Source organism: Parapedobacter luteus (assembly GCF_900168055.1).
GTDB lineage: Bacteria > Bacteroidota > Bacteroidia > Sphingobacteriales > Sphingobacteriaceae > Parapedobacter > Parapedobacter luteus.
The window spans coordinates 89,200-108,354 of record NZ_FUYS01000007.1; the positions used below are offsets into that span (position 1 = coordinate 89,200).

General features: G+C 48.2%; 14 protein-coding genes. 7 read left to right on the forward strand and 7 right to left on the reverse strand.

Going from position 1 to position 19,155, the window contains the following annotated elements:
* Positions 1-52: 52 nt before the first annotated feature.
* The 3 genes from ruvA to dacB all read right to left on the reverse strand — a co-directional run bounded on the left by ruvA (position 53) and on the right by dacB (position 4,445).
* The gene (gene ruvA, locus B5X72_RS14170) at positions 53-634 is read right to left on the reverse strand and encodes a Holliday junction branch migration protein RuvA (RefSeq protein WP_079717571.1); all 582 of its coding nucleotides are present in this window, start codon (positions 632-634) and stop codon (positions 53-55) included.
* A gap of 9 nt (positions 635-643) precedes the next feature.
* The gene (locus B5X72_RS14175; RefSeq protein WP_079717572.1) at positions 644-2,932 is read right to left on the reverse strand and encodes an NADP-dependent malic enzyme; all 2,289 of its coding nucleotides are present in this window, start codon (positions 2,930-2,932) and stop codon (positions 644-646) included.
* A gap of 94 nt (positions 2,933-3,026) precedes the next feature.
* On the reverse strand, positions 3,027-4,445 hold the full coding sequence (dacB, locus tag B5X72_RS14180) for a D-alanyl-D-alanine carboxypeptidase/D-alanyl-D-alanine endopeptidase (RefSeq protein ID WP_079717573.1): 1,419 nt from the start codon (positions 4,443-4,445) through the stop codon (positions 3,027-3,029).
* A 98-nt stretch (positions 4,446-4,543) separates the two neighbouring features.
* Between dacB and B5X72_RS14185 the strand changes: the two genes are divergently transcribed.
* Positions 4,544-6,124, forward strand: a complete 1,581-nt coding sequence (locus B5X72_RS14185; protein ID WP_245826942.1) for a GH3 family acyl-acid amido synthetase — start codon at positions 4,544-4,546, stop codon at positions 6,122-6,124.
* A 20-nt stretch (positions 6,125-6,144) separates the two neighbouring features.
* On the opposite strand, the gene B5X72_RS14190 is transcribed toward B5X72_RS14185, so the two are convergent.
* The gene (locus B5X72_RS14190; RefSeq protein ID WP_176146215.1) at positions 6,145-6,861 is read right to left on the reverse strand and encodes a hypothetical protein; all 717 of its coding nucleotides are present in this window, start codon (positions 6,859-6,861) and stop codon (positions 6,145-6,147) included.
* A gap of 115 nt (positions 6,862-6,976) precedes the next feature.
* Between B5X72_RS14190 and B5X72_RS14195 the strand changes: the two genes are divergently transcribed.
* Positions 6,977-8,758: an aminopeptidase P family protein gene (locus tag B5X72_RS14195; RefSeq protein WP_079717574.1), complete on the forward strand. Its 1,782-nt coding sequence runs from the start codon at positions 6,977-6,979 to the stop codon at positions 8,756-8,758.
* Positions 8,759-9,264: 506 nt separating this feature from the next.
* Here the strand turns inward: B5X72_RS14195 and B5X72_RS14200 are convergent.
* A complete protein-coding gene (locus B5X72_RS14200) occupies positions 9,265-10,476 on the reverse strand; it encodes an ROK family transcriptional regulator (protein ID WP_079717575.1) in 1,212 nt (403 codons plus the stop codon).
* Between the two features lie 298 nt (positions 10,477-10,774).
* On the opposite strand from B5X72_RS14200, the gene B5X72_RS14205 reads away from it, so the two are divergent.
* The 4 genes from B5X72_RS14205 to B5X72_RS14220 all read left to right on the forward strand — a co-directional run bounded on the left by B5X72_RS14205 (position 10,775) and on the right by B5X72_RS14220 (position 14,890).
* The gene (locus tag B5X72_RS14205; RefSeq protein ID WP_079717576.1) at positions 10,775-11,578 is read left to right on the forward strand and encodes a class I SAM-dependent methyltransferase; all 804 of its coding nucleotides are present in this window, start codon (positions 10,775-10,777) and stop codon (positions 11,576-11,578) included.
* Between the two features lie 58 nt (positions 11,579-11,636).
* Positions 11,637-11,915 carry a 30S ribosomal protein S15 gene (gene rpsO / locus B5X72_RS14210; RefSeq protein ID WP_079717577.1) on the forward strand — a complete coding sequence of 93 codons (279 nt, stop codon included), beginning with the start codon at positions 11,637-11,639 and terminating at the stop codon, positions 11,913-11,915.
* A gap of 168 nt (positions 11,916-12,083) precedes the next feature.
* Entirely contained in the window at positions 12,084-14,222 is a 2,139-nt protein-coding gene (gene pnp, locus B5X72_RS14215) for a polyribonucleotide nucleotidyltransferase (protein WP_079717686.1), read from the forward strand.
* 110 nt (positions 14,223-14,332) lie between these two features.
* Positions 14,333-14,890: a hypothetical protein gene (locus tag B5X72_RS14220; RefSeq protein ID WP_139378704.1), complete on the forward strand. Its 558-nt coding sequence runs from the start codon at positions 14,333-14,335 to the stop codon at positions 14,888-14,890.
* On the opposite strand, the gene B5X72_RS14225 is transcribed toward B5X72_RS14220, so the two are convergent.
* Entirely contained in the window at positions 14,857-17,127 is a 2,271-nt protein-coding gene (locus B5X72_RS14225; RefSeq protein ID WP_139378705.1) for a GH92 family glycosyl hydrolase, read from the reverse strand. The genes B5X72_RS14220 and B5X72_RS14225 overlap by 34 nt on opposite strands.
* Before the next feature lie 208 nt (positions 17,128-17,335).
* On the opposite strand from B5X72_RS14225, the gene B5X72_RS14230 reads away from it, so the two are divergent.
* Positions 17,336-18,355, forward strand: a complete 1,020-nt coding sequence (locus B5X72_RS14230) for a LacI family DNA-binding transcriptional regulator (RefSeq protein WP_079717579.1) — start codon at positions 17,336-17,338, stop codon at positions 18,353-18,355.
* Here B5X72_RS14230 and B5X72_RS14235 read toward each other — a convergent pair.
* The gene (locus tag B5X72_RS14235; protein ID WP_079717580.1) at positions 18,312-18,812 is read right to left on the reverse strand and encodes a methionine-R-sulfoxide reductase; all 501 of its coding nucleotides are present in this window, start codon (positions 18,810-18,812) and stop codon (positions 18,312-18,314) included. The genes B5X72_RS14230 and B5X72_RS14235 overlap by 44 nt on opposite strands.
* Between the last annotated feature and the right edge of the window lie 343 nt (positions 18,813-19,155).

A 19,155-nucleotide genomic window follows, 5' to 3' on the forward strand; every position in this document is an offset into this window, starting at 1 on the left:
CTTTAAATAGCTAAGATGATGTTTTTTCGGCAGCCAATTTATGTAAAATTCCTTATAGTTTTTTAAGCGCTTCTTTGATAAGTGCTTCTACCGTCAGGCCGGGGGCTCCCCGCAAGATGTTTGCCAATACCTTTTCAGCTTGCGCACGTACAAATCCGAGCATGACTAACGCGCTGAGCGCTTCTTCGGGTATGCTCTGTTGTTTATACGTTGCTATCAGCGCGTCCGGCCCCTGCTTTTTAAGTTTGTCCTGCAGTTCCAGCACCATACGTTGGGCCGTTTTTGGTCCAATTCCCTTAATACGTTGAATCAATGGCACGTTGCCTTGGATGATGGCCGCCTGAATCTCTTCCGGAGTAATGGACGAAAGAATCATCCGACCCGTATTGGGGCCTATACCTGACACCGAGATAAGATGCTCAAACAGCCGCCGTTCACCCTCTTCGGCAAATCCAAAAAGGGTGTGTGCATCTTCGCGTACCTGAAAACTGATATACAATTTGCACTGTTCGCTATCTTTGATTTGCGCGTACGTATGTAGGGATATGTGCACGTGATACCCGATTCCGCCTACATCGAGTATCACGTGCGTAGGCGCTTTGTAAGCTAATTTCCCGTTTAGGTATTCGTACATGATTGCATGCTATTTCTTTTTCAGAGTGACGGGTTCGCGAGACTGCACATCAACCACCGCGATGGTCACCATATTGACAATTTCGCGTACAGAGCTATCCAATTGTAATACATGCACGGGCTTGTTCATGCCCAGCAAAATGGGGCCCACAGCCTCCGCATTGCCAATTTCCTGCAGTAACTTATACGCGATGTTGCCGGATTCCAGGTTCGGAAATACCAAGGTATTAGCTGGGCTTCCCTTCAAATTACTGAACGGGAAATTGGAAGCAAGCAGGTCGCTGTTCATCGCAAAGTTGGCCTGCATTTCGCCATCAACCAAGATGTCCGGATGCCGTTCATGGAGGATGCGTACCGCTTCCCTTACCTTGATTGGCACATCTCCATCATTCGAACCGAAGTTGGAATAGGAGAGCAGGGCGATGCGTGGCGATATATTCATCTTTTTGACGGCGTCATGAAGGAGCAGCGTGATGTCTACCAGTTCTTCCGCCGAAGGGTTCGCATTGATGGTGGTATCCCCGAAGAATACAGGGCCCTTGGGTGTGAGCATCATATACATTCCCGCAATCTTGCTATCCGGCTGCGTGCCAATGACGTGTAACGCAGGTCTTATCGTATTCGCATAGTTTTTAGTAAGTCCGGATATGAGGGTGTCAGCCTCTCCGAATTGTACCATGCTGGCGCCAAAATAATTCCGATCCAGCATGAGCTTCTGCGCATCGAGGTAAGAGATGCCCCTACGCTGACGTTTCGTGTATAGAAAATCCACATATTTAAGGAATCGTGGGTTACCTTTCTCCTCCAATGGGTCGATAATGACCACATCGCCCAGTTCCAAGAGGTTTTCATTGATTAGCTGCTGGATTTTCTGCCTGTTGCCCAACAAGATGGGAATCGCAATCCCCTCATCTTTTACAATCTGGGCAGCGCGGAGCGTCTTATAGTTGTCGGCCTCCGCAAACACCACTCGCTTGGGGTTGCGCTTAGCGGCTTCACTGAGGTTGCGCATGATGCGATCATCCTGGCCTAAGCGTTGGCGTAATTCTTCGACATATTTGTCCCAGTCGGCTATTGGATTCCGTGCCACGCCGGAGTCGATGGCCGCCTTTGCGACGGCCGGCGCCACCTCGGTAATCAATCGGGGATCGGTGGGCTTGGGAATGATGTACTCCGGCCCGAACTTCAGATTTTGCGTATTGTATGCTTGGTTTACTGCCTCCGGAACCGGTTTTTTAGCCAATTCGGCGATAGCCTTTACCGCTGCGACTTTCATTTCCTCGTTGATGGTCGTTGCCCGTACATCCAATGCGCCCCGGAAAATATAGGGAAATCCAAGGACATTATTTACCTGATTCGGATAGTCGGAACGGCCCGTGGCCATGATGACATCCTTGCGTGTCTCTATGGCAAGGGGATAGGCGATTTCAGGGTCAGGATTTGCCATGGCAAATACGATGGGATTTTTAGCCATGCTTTTGAGCATTTCCGGCGTCACTACGTCAGCAACCGACAGGCCGATGAATACATCGGCGCCTTTCAGGGCTTCTTCCAGCGTATCAATGCTTTGTGAGGTGGCAAACTCAGCTTTCGTGACATCCAGGTTTGGGCGATCTTGGCGGATACAGCCCTTACTGTCGAGCATTACGATATTTTCCTTGCGGGCACCCAGCGCCACGTACATGCGTGTACACGAAATAGCAGCTGCACCAGCACCGTTGACTACAATTTTTATTTTTTCGAGTTTCTTTTTCTGCAAGGCACATGCGTTGATAAGCGCTGCGCCTGAAATAATCGCGGTGCCATGTTGGTCGTCGTGCATGACGGGGATATTCATCTCCGCTTTAAGCCGGCGCTCTATTTCGAAGCATTCAGGGGCTTTGATGTCTTCCAGGTTGATACCGCCGAAAGTGGGTTCGAGGCATTTGACGATGCGTATAAATTCATCCACATCTTTGGTGTCGAGCTCAATGTCAAACACGTCGATGTCGGCGAATATCTTAAAGAGCAATCCTTTGCCCTCCATTACCGGCTTTCCAGCCTCGGGGCCGATATCACCCAACCCCAATACGGCAGTGCCGTTACTGATGACGGCTACCAGATTGCCTTTTGCTGTGTATTTATAAGCGTCTTCTTTATTTTCTGCTATTCGCAGACAGGGTTCCGCTACGCCGGGAGAATAAGCTAATGATAGATCACGTTGTGATTGCGTAGGTTTCGTTGGTACAACGGCGATTTTACCCGGCCTTCCTTTTGCGTGGTAGTCCAGGGCATCTTGCTTTCGATTTGTTTTGCTCATATTTTACTTTGGTTTATGCAGCAGCAATCCTGTGCAAAGGTAATATTTTATGGAAGAACAAGGATGAAAAGAAAAAAGAACGAAAATATCCGGCTCATTTAAGTGCATCCAGAAGCCTAAACATCCGTTGGCGCATTGGCGTGGCCGTACCCTGGTAGTTATTGACCAGGAGCGCGAACACCAAGGGGGTGCCGTCTCCGGATGTTTGATAGCCCACATAGCCCAATACGCCGCCAATGGTACCGCTTTTCATTTTCATGCCATTATACACAGGAAGACTTTCAAAAAAGCTTGCAAACCAGGGTTCTTGCTTAGCCGATGTCAGAATGCGGGCCAACGCATGCGTTGTCACACGGTTTTCAGGAGATAAGCCGCTGCCATCCTTTATCCGAAGTTCCCCCGCAGGGATGCCCAGTTTATTGGCCCAGAATTTTTGCAGCGATTCGGCGGCATCTCGTGTATCGATTTTGCCGTCCGTTCGAGCGGCAACTGCTTTCAATAACGCTTCACCGTAGAGGTTGATGCTTTTCTGATTGAACCAATATACCAGTTCCCCCAATGTGGGCGACCGGTGGGTGTGCAGGATAGAACCGCCGCTGGGCACGTTGTTCCCTCCTAATAACAAAATGTGGGCGGTAGTCGGCGTGCTGGTTTGGCGGATGCCTGCTTCCTCCAATTTGCGGTGCAGCTGGTAGGCCGCATCGTAGGCACCATCGGGCAGGGCAATATAAATTGTCTTTTTTAAGTCAATGCCATAGGTGCCTCGAAGGTATATCCGGGAAGCATATGGGGCCGAAAACGCATATACATGGTCGCCTGTCCCCCGGCCCCCGGTGGTGGTTTCGTTGACGAGCTGCAGGTAAGAAATATCTGCGGTAGTGCCAGCAATACGGGTGAGCGACCCGGTAGCGGTACCGGCAATGAAATTGACACCCACTGCGTTTTCACGCCAATTGAGTGCAGATACTCCCGCACCGTAGTAATTACCCATATCCTGCCACGTCCACCCACCAGGGGCCGTTTGGCCATTATATGACCGATCATCCGCGATGATCTGGCCATCGATGGAGCGGATGCCTGCCGCCTTAATGGCCCGCAGCCATGCCGATAGCAACAGTGTATCGGAGGTCTGCGGGAAACGGTCACTACCCAGTGAAGGGTCGCCACTACCATGGATGATAATATTGCCTTTTAATGTTCCGGAGGCATCGATTTGCCCGGTATACGATAAGGTTGTTTCGAATGTATATGTAGCACCAAGCGTTTGGTATGCTGCGGCAGCCGTAGCGGTTTTAAGTGTAGACGCAGGGGCCATGCCCAGCTTTTCGTTTTTTGCAAAAATCACTTGGCCTGTATTGGCATTGACGACCGTAAGCGAAGCTACGCCATTCGCTAAACTTTCATGGGCTTCAAACGAACGGAAAGCAGCGGCAATTTTTTGCGGCAGCGTTTGACCGGCGGTGTGAAGTGTCGTGATAAAGGCGATAAGCAGCGTAAGTAATGTGTGTTTCATCAGTGGCAATTATTTACAGGGCTAAAATAGCCAAAAATTATACCAGTGACCGATCATCAATACATTTTGCTAACCAAAACTCCATATGCGGTAACCAAATGCGAGCCAACAAAAAGGCGGCTGAGCTGTTTCCTAACACAAGAGAGGAAAATACAATGGCTATCATTGGTGAAATTATTAAAAGAGCAATAGACGTAACCGGTTATATCAGTGGCCATCCGTCGCCTGCAAAAGCGCAACAGAAAGTGCTGCGAGATTTGCTTGAAAAAGCGAAATATACCGCATTCGGGAAAAAGTATCGTTTCGAAGCCATTCTTGCAGACACCGATCTGGTCAAGGCCTTCCAGCAAGCCGTACCCATTTATGACTATGACAGGTTATACGCAGAATGGTGGCATTACCTACGCGAAGGGTACCAGAATGTAACATGGCCCGGAGGGCAGCGTTATTTTGCATTGAGCAGTGGCACGACGACCAATAGCAAAGCTATCCCTGTAACGGACGATATGCTGGAGGCGATTAAACGCTCCGGCATACAACAGATTATGAGTCTAAAGAATTTTCACCTTCCTGGCGATTTCTTTGAGAAGCAAATTATGATGCTGGGCAGCAGCACGTCATTGACGCCTAATGGCGAATTTCTCGAAGGCGAAATCAGTGGTATCAGTGCCGCAAATATACCGTTGTGGTTCAGACAGTTTTATAAACCAGGTGCACGGATTGCGGCCACGCCAAACTGGGAAGATCGGGTACATAAGATTGCAAAGTATGCCCCGCGGTGGGATATTGGCAGCATGACTGGTATTCCTTCGTGGTCAGAGTTGCTGCTCAAGGAGATCATTCGTTACAACGGAGCCGACACCATACATGACATCTGGCCCAACCTGCTGGTGTATACATCAGGTGGGGTGGCATTTGAACCTTATAAAAAGAGTTTCGAGACATTGACAGCCAAGCCGCTTATCTACATTGATACCTATCTTGCTTCTGAAGGGTATCTGGCTACCCAGAAGCGGCCCGATACGCAATCCATGGCTTTGATTGTAGATAACGGCGTATTCTTTGAGTTTGTCCCTTTTACGGAAGAAAACATGGATGAGCACGGATGTGTACGACAAGACGCAGAGGTACTGACGCTCGAAAATGCGCAGCCCAACGTACAATACGTGCTGTTGATTTCAACAGTGGCGGGAGCATGGCGGTACATGATAGGCGATACGGTGATGATCACGGATACCGAAAGGGCAGAAATTATCATTACAGGTAGAACAAAGCACTTCCTGAATGTCGTAGGCGAACAGCTCTCGGTACATCAAATGAACGCCGCCATGAAAAAGCTGGGCGAACAGTTCGACACGGAGGTGCTGGAATTTACCGTAGCCGCTGTCCGAACCGGAGAAAGCTATGTAAACAAATGGTATCTCGGAACGAACAAGGCTATCGAGGCCACCGCCGTCGCTTCATTTTTAGACCGCGAATTAGCGGAAAACAATAAAAATTATAAAGTAGCACGGAGTAAGGCCCTGAAAAGCGTAGAGGTCGAGATCGTACCGGTAGACCATTTCTATCAATGGAGCAAAGTAACCAAGAAAATGGGTGGGCAGACCAAAATACCCCGCGTCATGAAGGAAGAAGAATTCCGCGAGTTCGAAGCATTTATCAGTACGTTAGTCTCTTAAACATCCAGTTAAGGGAACGTCTAAGAGGTAGGGGGGTGTTCTTTTAGCTCCGCCTCTGCTTCCCGTACCACTTCTTCCTCTTCTGCTAGAATTTCATCCTTTTTGCCTTCATCCTCCTTTTCCAGTTCGGCAACCAGTTCAACGATGTCATCAGGGGAGAGGTATAAGGCGGCAATTTTGTCTTTATAAGCCTGCGGCAGGTCAGTATGATCCAGAATGAACGACTTGGTTGCCAAAAGGTAGTCACCCATTCCGCGGTTTACGGCAAAGGAATCGGCTACACGTTCGGCTTTACGTATATATTTTTTTGATAGCCAATAGGAAATTCCAAAGCCCATAAGGCCCCAGGTGCTCCTACCTTCATAATCCATAATATGGCCTAATTCATGGCCAATCCAACCAATCAGGACACTATCCGGAATCTGTCGGATGGTTTCAAAGCTGTGTTCAAGTTTAAAAACCGGATTGATGAGGATGTCATATGTACGTTTTTTACGCTTTTTAAACAACGAGCCAATCACGGGACGAGCAGCCATGACCGAACTTTTCAGTTTCCGGGTGAAAATAAAGCGGATACGCGTGTCTTTTAATTCCGGATAGTGAGCCAACGCGGTCAAGACCTGTTTTTCGATAACAACTGGAATCACCTTGTTGTTGCGATAGCCAAGAAGCTCTTGGAGGGGTGGTTCTTGTTGGGCGACATGGGGTGTGAGTAACGCAAAAAGTAAAAACCTCATGTGATTATCAACAGTTTTGCTACAAAAAGGTTTGTTGCGTCCTGACCCGCTTTAAATGATCCTTCGGGTAATTGCTGAATATTTCCTAATTTGTGCCTCAAAATATAGTTCAAACATGACCCCTAATGAAAAGTTGGCTGCTATCCGCGGCCTAATGAAAGCACAAGGTATCGACGCATATATTATCCCTTCTTCTGATCCTCACATCAGTGAGTATCTACCGGAGCATTACAAGTGTATGGCTTGGGCTTCAGGCTTTACGGGCTCGGCCGGTACGTTGGCGATTACTTCCGCGTTTGCCGGGCTGTGGACGGACTCCAGGTATTTTGTACAAGCCAGTGAGCAGCTGGCGGGCAGCGGATATGAGTTGATGAGGCTTAAAGTACAGCATGCCCCTGAATATGCCGACTGGCTGGCCGGGCACCTTCCCGCCGGCGCTGTGGTGGCATTTGATGGCATGCTGACATCGGTATCGTTGGCTAAAACGGTGCAGGACAAGCTGCTATCCGGAGGGATGGAGGTGCGCTCGAATATGGATCTGCTTACCCCGCTATGGGCAGACCGGCCGGCGTTACCAAGTGCTCCGGCATATCTGTTGGATGCAGCCATTACTGGCGAATCAACCTCGGCGAAACTTCAACGATTACGTGACGAAATGGAACGGCACCGTGTAGGAACCCATTTTATCTCGTCTCTTGATGATATTGCTTGGCTTTTTAATATCCGAGGCAGTGATGTAGCCTGTAATCCGGTGGTGTTGGCGTTTGCTCTTGTGACAGCCGATACAGCCACGCTATTTGTCGATGGCCGAAAGCTGACAGATACCGACCGGGCATCGTTAGCAGCATCAGGAGTGGCCGTGGATGACTATGGGCATGCCGCCGATGCGTTACGCGGTTTAAGTAAAGACAGTGTTATGCTGTTAGACCCCAGGCGTACATGCTTTGCCCTTTACAACATGATTCCGGCAACGGCTTTTGTTGTCGAACAAACGAATCCTACCACGCGTTTTAAGGCTGTAAAAAATGATGTAGAAATCGCGCACACCCGGCAAACGATGATTAAGGATGGCGTGGCGCTCACAAAGTTTTTCAAATGGCTTGAAGAGGCTATCGATGGTGGCTCCATCACCGAAATCTCGTTAGCTGAGCAACTCCGTCAGTTTCGTGCGGAGCAAGATGGGTTCGTGGGCGAAAGTTTTGATACAATAGCCGGGTACAAGGCACATGGTGCATTACCTCATTACAAGGCTACTCCAGCGAGCGACAGTGTATTGCGGCCAGATGGATTATTGTTGGTCGACTCCGGTGGCCAATACCGTACCGGGACCACCGATATTACCCGGGTAATATCGTTAGGTAATATCACGGCAGCTGAGCGAGCAGACTATACCTTGGTGCTCAAAGGAATGATTGAGGGAAGTACAGCGGTCTTCCCTGCAGGCGTCCGTGGCTATCAAATCGACGCCATCACGCGTAAACCACTTTGGGACCACTTGCGCAATTATGGGCATGGTACAGGACACGGAGTCGGTTTTTTCCTCAATGTACATGAGGGGCCGCATACGTTCAACGGGGCTGCTATCGATGTGCCCGTTGAACGGGGAATGATAACGTCTATCGAGCCGGGCTTATACCGCGAAGGATCATACGGCATTCGCATTGAGAACCTCGTATTGAGCGTTGATCATACCGACACCGCATTCGGGTCGTTTATGGCCTTTGAAACGTTGTCATATTGCTACATCGATACCCGCCTTATTGATAGGTCATTACTTGACGCTAAACACATTGACTGGTTGAATGCCTATCACAAAACGGTGTACGAGAAACTCGCTCCTTACTTAGATCAAGAAACGCGACATTGGCTGGCCGGAAAGACAGCAGCGATCTCGTAGGGGCTTAAAAATGGAAGGCCGATTACCAGGGCGGTAATCGGCGTCTTCCTACCTATTAAAACAAACCAAAATCTTATCGACCGACCAAATTAATGATAAATTGCCGGTCTATCTCGTATCAAAAATATCGATTTCTTGTATCGCACATGGTTTCCATCAAGGATGTGCTGAAATTTCAGGGTCTGTGATGGGAAACCTCTCTTTATCGGTTGACCGTTGAGACAAACATACGACAAAAATTAAATATTTATCGTTAAAAAATGTTAAATTGTTTGATTAAACGCGTCAGTATCAAATTTTTATAATTGTATGTTGTCTGTAAACCTGATGTTTTAGGTGACTTAATAAAAAAATTTAAAAAGTATTTTCTTTTGATTTTTTATGAAGTTTACGTTTGGTTGTTCGGCTCTGCCTAGGGTGTGATTTCAGGAATCCGGCTACTAGCCGTGCCAATGCATTGGTCTACTATAGCGGATCACTTATTTATATGGGGGGCTGTCACTAAGCTATTGTTGCGGCGTTTCTAAGTGCCCATTTTCGATTACAAGGCTTGCCGCGCCCAGCAGTTCTGCTTCATAGCCAAACTGTGATACCACTACATCCGTATGCTCCACCAGTTTTGGAATGCAGAGCTCGTTGATGGCGCGTTGAACCGGATCGAGTAAGATCTTACCCGCAGCTGCACCTCTGCCGCTCAGAACAACTCGTTCGGGATTCATGATATGGATAAGTGTGGCTACTCCTTTACCGATCATAAAAGCGGCGTCAGACAGCGATGATACCGCGAGTTGGTCGCCGCTGCGTGCTGCGTCGATAAGGTGGTCGCCCTCAGTTTTGGTGCGGTCTTCAAAAAGCGTAGCCAATCGGGATGAAGTCCCTTCAGCGAGCGCCTCTTTTGCTTTCTCAACAGCAACCAAGAGGGAAGCGTCAACTTCGAGGCACCCCCGTTTACCACAGGAGCAAATCTTATTGGTTTGGGACAAGGGTATGTGGCTGAATTCTCCGGCATACCCGTTATGGCCGCGGAATAAACTGCCCTTGACGATCATGCCTAGGCCAATGCCCCATCCGATATTGACGACCATGACGTCTTCCATGTCTTTGGCAGCCCCGAAATGTAATTCTGCAATGGCGATGGTGCTCGAATCGTTTTCGATAAAAACGGGCATCCCCAACCGCTGGCTAAGCCTGTCGCGCAACCCGAACTCACCATCATCGGTGAGGAAAGTGGCATTTATCCCGTTTTCGACATCGATGAAGCCAGGCATGCCGATACCTATCCCGATCAGGTGCGCTCTTTTTATATCAGAGGCATTGATATACCGTTCGATGGCGAAGCACAACTGCTGGAAAGCGTTAGGGTTGTCACGCAAAGGCAGGGACAACGTCGCTTGGGGGTACACGGTTTCGTTTAGCAAATTATATAGCGCGATACGGGTGATAAATTGGTCCATTGCTACGGCAACGATGTATTTCTTCGTTTTCTTGTTGAGCCGGTATTTCACTGCTCGCCGTCCGCCCGTTGATGGGGCCAATCCGCTTTCAATAACGATTCCTTCCTTTGCCAGGCTGGCAATCGCATTGGTAACAATCGGTATGCTTTTTTGCGTATAGGTGCTCAGCTCCGCTAACGAAAGCGCCCCTCGGTAATAGAGCAATTTTAAGATGGACGTTCGAAGCGGTTTCTCTCGTTTTTCCTTCACGGATTTGTTATTCATGTGATCGCCTATAATTTGATGCTGATGCCATAATTCCCTTTATCAATGCGAAGCGACTCTCCAGTCATCCTGAAAAAATCTAGGCCATAATTTGAAGGGTTTGAGTAAATAGGCCGTCAGTGACGCGATAGCATACAGGTTGCAAGCAGTCGGTGTAACCGGCGCTGCTGTAAGCAGCTGAATCAGTGGGTAACAAATTGAAGGTTTCATAAGAATGAACTAGGCAAATTTAGTGAATTAAACGGTGCCGAATCGGTTAATTTAAGGAAATTCAGTTATTTTTACACAGGTAATCGCTATGGCACGGAACAGTATCGATCGATTTTCTAGCAGGGCACAAAACTACGACAGGTTTAGACCGAACTATCCGGCCGAACTGGTCGGTTTTCTGCGTGACCATATCGGGTTAGCAGCCACACATACCATCGCGGATATCGCGGCGGGTACAGGGATATTTACCGAACAGATAGCGGTCTGGGGCAATCCTATTTATGTGGTGGAGCCCAACTCGTTCATGCGCCGATTCGCGCGTCGGCGACTGGCGGCATTTGATAATTGCGTATTTGTTGATGGCTCCGCCGAATCAACAGGGTTAAACGCCGGGTCCGTGGATCTCATTGTGGCAGCGCAGGCCTTCCATTGGTTCGATTTGAGAAAGACCAAGATAGAGTTTTTACGTATTGGCAAGGATAGTACCTATATCGCGATAGTCTGGAATACCCGCAATTCAGAAAGCAAGTTTGAGGCGGAGTACGAAGCGCTTATTCATCACTATTCCGTGGATTATCTGCAGGTCAGCCAACGCAAAATGGGGCCGCCGGACGTGTTGGCGTTCTTTGCGCCCGAGGTGCCGACATACCAGGAATTTGTCCATACCGATCGTTTGACCTTTGAACAATTACAAGGACGCACGCTTTCCTATTCATACATGCCCGATGAAAAATCACCGGTAATCGGTGAAATGCTGGACGCGCTGGCTGGGCTATTCAACGCCTATCAAGAGGGGGGCGAGGTTCGGCTGTCCTATAAAAGCCGGTTATATATTGGTAAATTACCGACCGTTGATAATACGGGTGCGCTGCCAAAAACATTTGGAGCCTAATCAAAAATAACGTACCTTTGCAGCCTATATTTTTTAACGCTTTAATATTATTCAAGTAATGTATTTAAGTAAAGAGTACAAAGCGGATATTTTCGCTGAATTTGCCGGAGGTGCAACCAACACAGGTTCTGCCGAAGGCCAGGTGGCTTTATTCACCAAACGGATTGCTCATTTGACAGAGCATTTGAAAACGAACAGGAAAGACTTTGCTACCCAACGTTCTTTGCAAAAGCTGGTAGGTAAACGCCGTTCTTTGTTGAAATACCTTTACAACAAGGATATCGAACGTTACCGGTCCATTATCAAAGCACTGGGCTTGCGTGATATTATCAAATAGCTTTCAGGTAAAATTTTCTATGAAGCCATCCCATACACGATATGGAGATGGCTTTTTTTTATTCGTGAATACTGCGCATTTTAGCTAAGTTTGTGCAAAATTAAAAGGTCTAATATATAAAGTGATGTGCTTCTAAAAGACGAACGGCACATCGAATGGAAACAACAAATGAGTTACAACGAAATCAAAACAACAATCGATATGGGCGGAGATCGCCAAATCGAGATTTCAACTGGAAAATTGGCCAAACAGGCCGATGGTTCTGTGGTCGTTAAGCAAGGGAAAACCATGCTGCTTGCTACCGTGGTTTCCGCACAGGAAGCCAAACCTGGAACTGATTTCTTGCCGCTTTCGGTAGATTATCAGGAAAAGTATGCCGCTACCGGGCGCATTCCCGGTGGTTTTTTACGTCGCGAGGCACGCTTGTCGGATTATGAAATTCTTATTTCCAGATTGGTGGATCGGGCCCTGCGGCCTTTGTTCCCGGAAGATTATCACGCGGATACCCAAGTGATGATTTCGCTGATATCGGCGGATAAGGATATCATGCCGGACGCATTGGCCGGATTGGCCGCTTCAGCGGCAATCGCGGTATCGGATATACCGTTTAACGGCCCTATTTCTGAAGTGCGGGTGGCTAAGATTGATGGCCAATTGGTGATCAACCCGCTGTTGAGCGAATTGGACCGGGCCACACTGGAATTTATCGTTGCAGGTTCCGCGAATGACATTGTGATGGTTGAAGGAGAAGCAAAGGAGATATCTGAGGCTGAAATGGTGGAGGCTATCGAGTTTGCACATAAGGCCATCCAGAAACAAGTGCAGGCACAGGTAAAGCTTGCCGAGAAAGTGGGGAAAACCGTTAAGCGTGAGTACAACCACGAGCCGAGTAACCCTGAACTGCGCGAACAGATTTTTGCAGCTACCTACGACAACGTATATGCCGTAGCGAAATCCGCGTCAGCTAAGCATGAGCGCAGCGAACAGTTCAAACAAATTGGAGAGGCCTTCATCGAAACGGCTTTCGGTGAAGAGGAAATCGATGAAGAAACCGCGTTTCTGATTAAAAAATATTATCACGATGTTCAATATGAGGCGGTGCGCAACCTGATATTGGACGAAGGTATTCGCCTTGACGGCCGTGATGTACGCACAGTACGTCCTATATGGAGCGAGGTGGATTATCTCCCAGCTGCCCATGGATCGGCCATCTTTACGCGCGGCGAGACCCAGTCGCTTACTTCGGTAACATTGGGTGCCAAGGACGATGAGCAGTTGATTGACGGGGCCTTTATTCATGGGTACAATAAGTTTATTTTGCATTACAATTTTCCGGCGTTCTCAACCGGAGAAGTGCGTCCTAACCGGGGGCCAGGCCGTCGCGAAGTAGGGCATGGCAACTTGGCCATGCGTTCATTGAAGCAGGTATTGCCCACCGGCGATGAGAACCCCTATACGATTCGTGTCGTGTCTGATATTCTGGAGTCAAACGGCTCATCGTCCATGGCTACCGTATGTGCCGGTACGTTGGCGCTTATGGACGCCGGGGTCAAAATCAAGGCTCCCGTCTCGGGCATCGCCATGGGGCTGATTACCGATGAAAAGACCGGCAAATACGCTATCCTAAGTGATATCCTGGGAGATGAAGATCATTTAGGTGATATGGACTTTAAAGTGACGGGCACGGCCAGAGGTATTGTAGGTTGCCAGATGGACTTAAAGATTCATGGGCTGAAATGGGAAGTGCTCATCCAAGCATTGGAGCAGGCGAAGGAAGCCCGGCTGCATATTCTGAACGAAATGGAGAAAACGCTTGCCGCACCCCGTGCCGACTACAAGCCGCATGCGCCGCGCATCGTCAGCTTTACCATCGATAAGGAGTTTATTGGCGCTGTTATTGGGCCAGGTGGAAAAATCATTCAGGAGATGCAGCGTGAAACCGGTGCCACCATTGCGATCGAGGAGATCGATAATAAAGGAGTGGTACAGGTGTTTGCTGAAAACAAAGCCTCCATCGATGATGCTGTGCGCCGAATCAAGGCCATCGCTGCTAAACCCGAAGTAGGCGAAATCTATGAGGGAAAGGTAAAATCTATCATGCCGTTTGGTGCGTTTATCGAGATTTTGCCAGGGAAAGACGGGTTGCTCCATATTTCGGAAATCGACTGGAAGCGGTTTGAAACGATGGACGGCATCTTCAATGTAGGCGATATGGTCACTGTCAAACTGCTGGATATCGATAAACAGGGCAAGTTGAAGCTTTCGCGCAAAGTATTGCTGCCCAAACCGGAGAAGAAAGAGGCTTAACGGCTTTCTAAGCATTATAAAAAAATGCCCTGGAAACCAGGGCATTTTTTTTTTGTTAGTTTTTAATACGACGGGCGTGCCGTCGTCTAGTTCTAACAAAAATGTCTAATATGAAAGCAATATTAATCGGGGCCGCTGCGATGTTGGCCCAGTCTCTCTTGTTTGCGCAAGATAAGCAAGACCCCAGCCACCGATTTGCTATCGGACTTTTGGGGCATTATCATACGGAAAATTACCGTTTAGGGCTCAGCGGTCATTTTAAATGGTTATTGCCTACAAATCATGCCAGCGGCGACCGTTTCCTTTTTTCCGCAAAGGCCACCCATACCGGCCCGGCAGATGGACCTTTTTTCACAGCTTTTGACAACGGAAAATACGATAACATCAGTTCTGTGTATCTCATGGTGGGACATCGGGTCAATCTGTTTGACAAAGGCTGGCGATCTGCTACAACTGCGCCCATATCTAACAATGCCGCTTACCTGGAGTTTAATGCAGGTGGTGCCTACAATGGGCTGCATCGCCGTTTTGGAGTTGCGCTGAATCCGGTCATCGGCTATGCATTTAACCAGCGGTTTGAGCTCAACTTTGCTTATCAGGCGTTGTTGGTGGGATCCGGCTCGCCGAGTCAGAGTTATCTAGAAGCCGGATTCGGGTACCGGTTTTGATCGCTACCGGGCCAGGTTTCCGGTTTTTGCCCGAAACGTTTGCTTGGCTTTGGGCCCATTTTGAAGACCAATTCGCCCCCATTGAGCATATCTTGATGTCGTAAATAAGTGTTTTCGTAGGGCTTGCCATTCAGTGTGGCTGATTGGATATAGCTGTTTTTCTCGCTATTGTCGAGTGCACGTATTGTGAACTGTTTGCCGTTTGGTAAGGTGAAGATGGTCTCATCGGCGATAGGACTGCCAAATACATACTCCCCGCTGGCGGGGTTGGCAGGGTAGAGCCCCGCAATGCTCCATACAGCCCACGCACTCATCTGTCCGGCATCTTCATTGCCTGCATAGCCGTCAGGGCCGTCATGGTACATCGAGTCCACAATTTGGCGTACGCGGTCTTGTGTTTTCCAGGGTTCGCCGATATAGCTGTACATATAAGCGATGTGGTGGCTTGGTTCATTGCCATGTGCATACTGGCCGATAAAGCCACTTGCATCAGGTGAGATGTTATCTCCATGCATCTCCGAAGGAGCTGAAAACAATTCGTCCAATTTGGTACTCAGCCCTTCGTTGCCGCCGTATAGATTGGCCAATCCGCGTACATCGTGGGGTACAAAAAACGAGTGCTGCCAAGCGTTGCCTTCGATGTATTGGCTTTTGTCAAAGTCATGCTCAGACCAAAACGGATCGAACGGTTCGATAAATTGTCCGTCGCTGTTTTTGGCGCGCATAAAGCCGGTCTGTTTATCGAAGAGATTGGCATACGATTTAGCACGGTTCATGAATGTGGCATAATCTGCTGTTTTGCCAAGCTTTTTGGCAACTTGGGCAATGCACCAATCGTCAAATGCATATTCCAGCGTGATGGTCACGCTTCCTCCGGCTTTATCTTGTGGTAGATAGCCGTATGCTATGTAATCCGGCACGCCGCGAATAGCCTGATGAGCACTTTTCAGCATGGCCTGATACGCCCGTTCGGCATCCAGCCCCGGCCAGTCTTTGAGGATCGCATCGGCCAACACGGGGATGGCATGATATCCGGTCATGGTGTTCGTTTCCCAAGTACTGAGATCCCACACAGGGAGCAACCCATTTTCGTCATGGAAAGCAAGCATGCTATTAAGCATGTCCGTGTATTTATCGGGTTGCGTCAGCGTGAACAGCGGTTTTAATGCACGAAACGTATCCCAAAGTGAAAAAAGCGTATAACGACTGGCACCGTTGGGCATCGTATGGATATCACCATGTGCATTTCGGTATTCGCCGTCAGCGTCAGCATACAACGTTGGCGACAGGGCCGTATGGTATAACGCCGTATAAAAGACGCGTTTCAGCTCGTCGCTTTCCGAACGGATTTTGATTTTTTGCAGTTCGGCTTCCCATTTGTCTTTGGCGGTCTGGCGCGCGGCGTTGAACCGGTCTTTTTTAGCATGATTCAATTCATTTAGGGCCTTCTCATAACCGGTCATCGATAGGGCAACTTTCAATTCAATTGTTTTATGCCGGCTTCCGTCAAAAAGGAGTTGAGCGGATACGCCTTTGCCTCGCTCATAGGTTTCGGCCATATCGGTCATGGTTGAAGCCGATTGTCCGTCATGGAGGATAGTTTTGACGAATGGGGCTGAGGTTCTTGCAGCAAAATACACGCGTTGGATTTTGGCCCAGCCAGTAGAATAGCGGTAGCCGACCAATGTGCTGTCGTTCAGGATGCTGATGTGGGTTTCGGTCGGCGTATCCCAATTTTGGCGAAATGCAAGATCAAAACGTACCACCGGAGTGTCAATTTGAGGATACGTATACCGGTGGTAGCCAATGCGCTCCGACGCGGTAAGCTCGGCTTGGATACCATTGTCCAGCGTTACCTGGTAATACCCCGGAGAAGCCCGCTCGTTGTCATGGCTGAAAGGTATCTTCACGCCCTTTGTGGTGTCATCAAGTGGTGCTTCCAATGGCATCACCGATATGTCCAGCCAATCGCCGATGCCCGTACCGCTTAAATGCATATGGCTGAAGCCTGCTATTAAGCTGTCGCTGTAATGATATCCACTGCACCAGTCCCAACCGCTCCGGCCATTATCCGGACTTAATTGCACCATCCCAAAGGGAACGGCCGCTCCCGGAAAGGTGTGTCCATGGCCACCGGTGCCGATAAACGGATCGACGTAAGAGATTAAAGAGTCCTGAGCCCATGACAGGGTACTTATCGTCGCAAATAGTAGCGAAGTGCTTAAACGCCTTAGCATGTCTGTTTCAGAAAAAATTACCATTTTAATTCGCTGTAAAGCTAATTTTTTATTCTAAAACAGGAACTATTTTTATGAATTATTTTGTATTCTTTATTAAAAATTCCATACGTTTGTCCGGAAGCTAAACATTAAGCTTTTTTGCTAAAACTTTTAATACCTACACAGCATATAGCCCACAGCTTACAGCCTGGAGCGAATAGTTATTATGAAGAAAAAAATACTTATCAGCGACATTGCAAAAGATTTAGGCGTGTCGGTTACGACCGTATCTTTTATCCTTAACGGCAAAGCAAAAGAGAAGCGCATCAGCGAAGGGCTGACCAAACGGGTGTTAGCGCATGTACAGAAAGTCGGGTATAAACCCAATGAATTAGCCAAGAGCCTACGGACGGGTAAGACAAAAATCATCGGCCTTGTTATTGAAGATATCTCAAATCCTTTCTTTGCAAACATCGCTCGCCTTATCGAAACCAGGGCTTATAGCAAGGGGTATCGGATTATTTATTGCAGTACGGATAACCAGCCGGATAAAACAATCGAACTGATTCAGCTTTTTAGGGATCGCCATGTGGATGGTTACATCATTACGCCCTCTGAAGGGGTCGACGATACCATTCAATCGTTGATTAACAGCCAGCTTCCTTTGGTCTTGTTCGATCGGTATATTCCCGGTTTGGCAACCAATTATGTCGTCTCCGATAATGTAAGGGGGGCATATGACGCGACAGCCCATCTTGCACAGCAAGGCTATCGGCGTATTGCGCTGGTTACGTTATATTCTTCCCAGACGCAGATGCAGGATCGGATGAATGGCTATATGCGGGCAATTGATTCCTATAAGCTGCAACCTTACGTCAAGAAAGTCAATATGGGGGATGATGAAGAGACGACCGTTCGTGATTTTCACGCATTTTTGCAGGACCAGCAGCCGGATGCTATCTTTTTTGCCACCAATTATCTGGCGATTACCGGGCTGAAAGCCCTGAAGCACTATCAAACCCCCTTACCGGGGGTTGTATCCTATGACGATCATACGCTCTTCAAGTTGTTTACGCCCACGATTACGGCCGTTTCGCAGCCGATTGAAGCGATTGCAGACGAATTAATCAATGTGCTGCTCAATCAACTTGACGGAAAAATCAAAGAGGTGAAGCAGATCGTATTGCCGTCGGAGCTGATCGTCAGGGAGTCTTCGCGGGGACGAATTTCATCGACAACGAGTTGACGCAATGACGCGTATTTTTTGCGGTAAAACGTTCGCCGAGAAAGACATGGCCTAAATGCCCGCCGCAGTTTGCGCATATGATCTCCGTGCGCCTTCCGTCTGCATCAGGTAGGCGTTTTACGGCACCCTCGATTTCATCATCGAAACTCGGCCAACCGCAATGCGATTCAAATTTGTCCGCCGACCGGTACAAGGGGGCATCACAGCGTTTGCATGCGTAAATTCCCTCGGCTTTGTTGTGCAGCAACTCTCCGGTAAACGGCCGTTCGGTACCTTTGTGGATGATGACATATTCTTCCTCAGGCGTCAGTTCGTTATATTTCGCGGTATCCATTTTATTTTTAATTGAAGTATCCTTGGATTGATTGGACCGGTGCTCGATATCCCGTTGCGCAACGGTTTGCCCACATGCAATATAAAAGAACGAAGATGTCAAAACAAGCCAAATATAGCGCATCACGTCATTCACTTTCTTGGGATAATTAACTTATCCACCCATGCGAATATACATAATATATAACAAAAGGTTTTCATAATCGTTTGTTAAATTTCCAACGCCATATCGCCAGCAAGGTGTCCGCCGTACACCCGTAGAAGAGTATAAAAAATTATAATAAAAAAACAAAATTCATAAAATTGTTCTTATGCTCAGTAGCTACTCGAAAGTTCTACCAAAATACGCTATATGTCCTTTAATCGCCTATTTTAGGCAATTTAGAACGATTATAAATTATTAAATTCGGTCATCCAATTGTCACCGATACGCCAATAAGTTATACTTTTGTGGCATTATTAAGAGG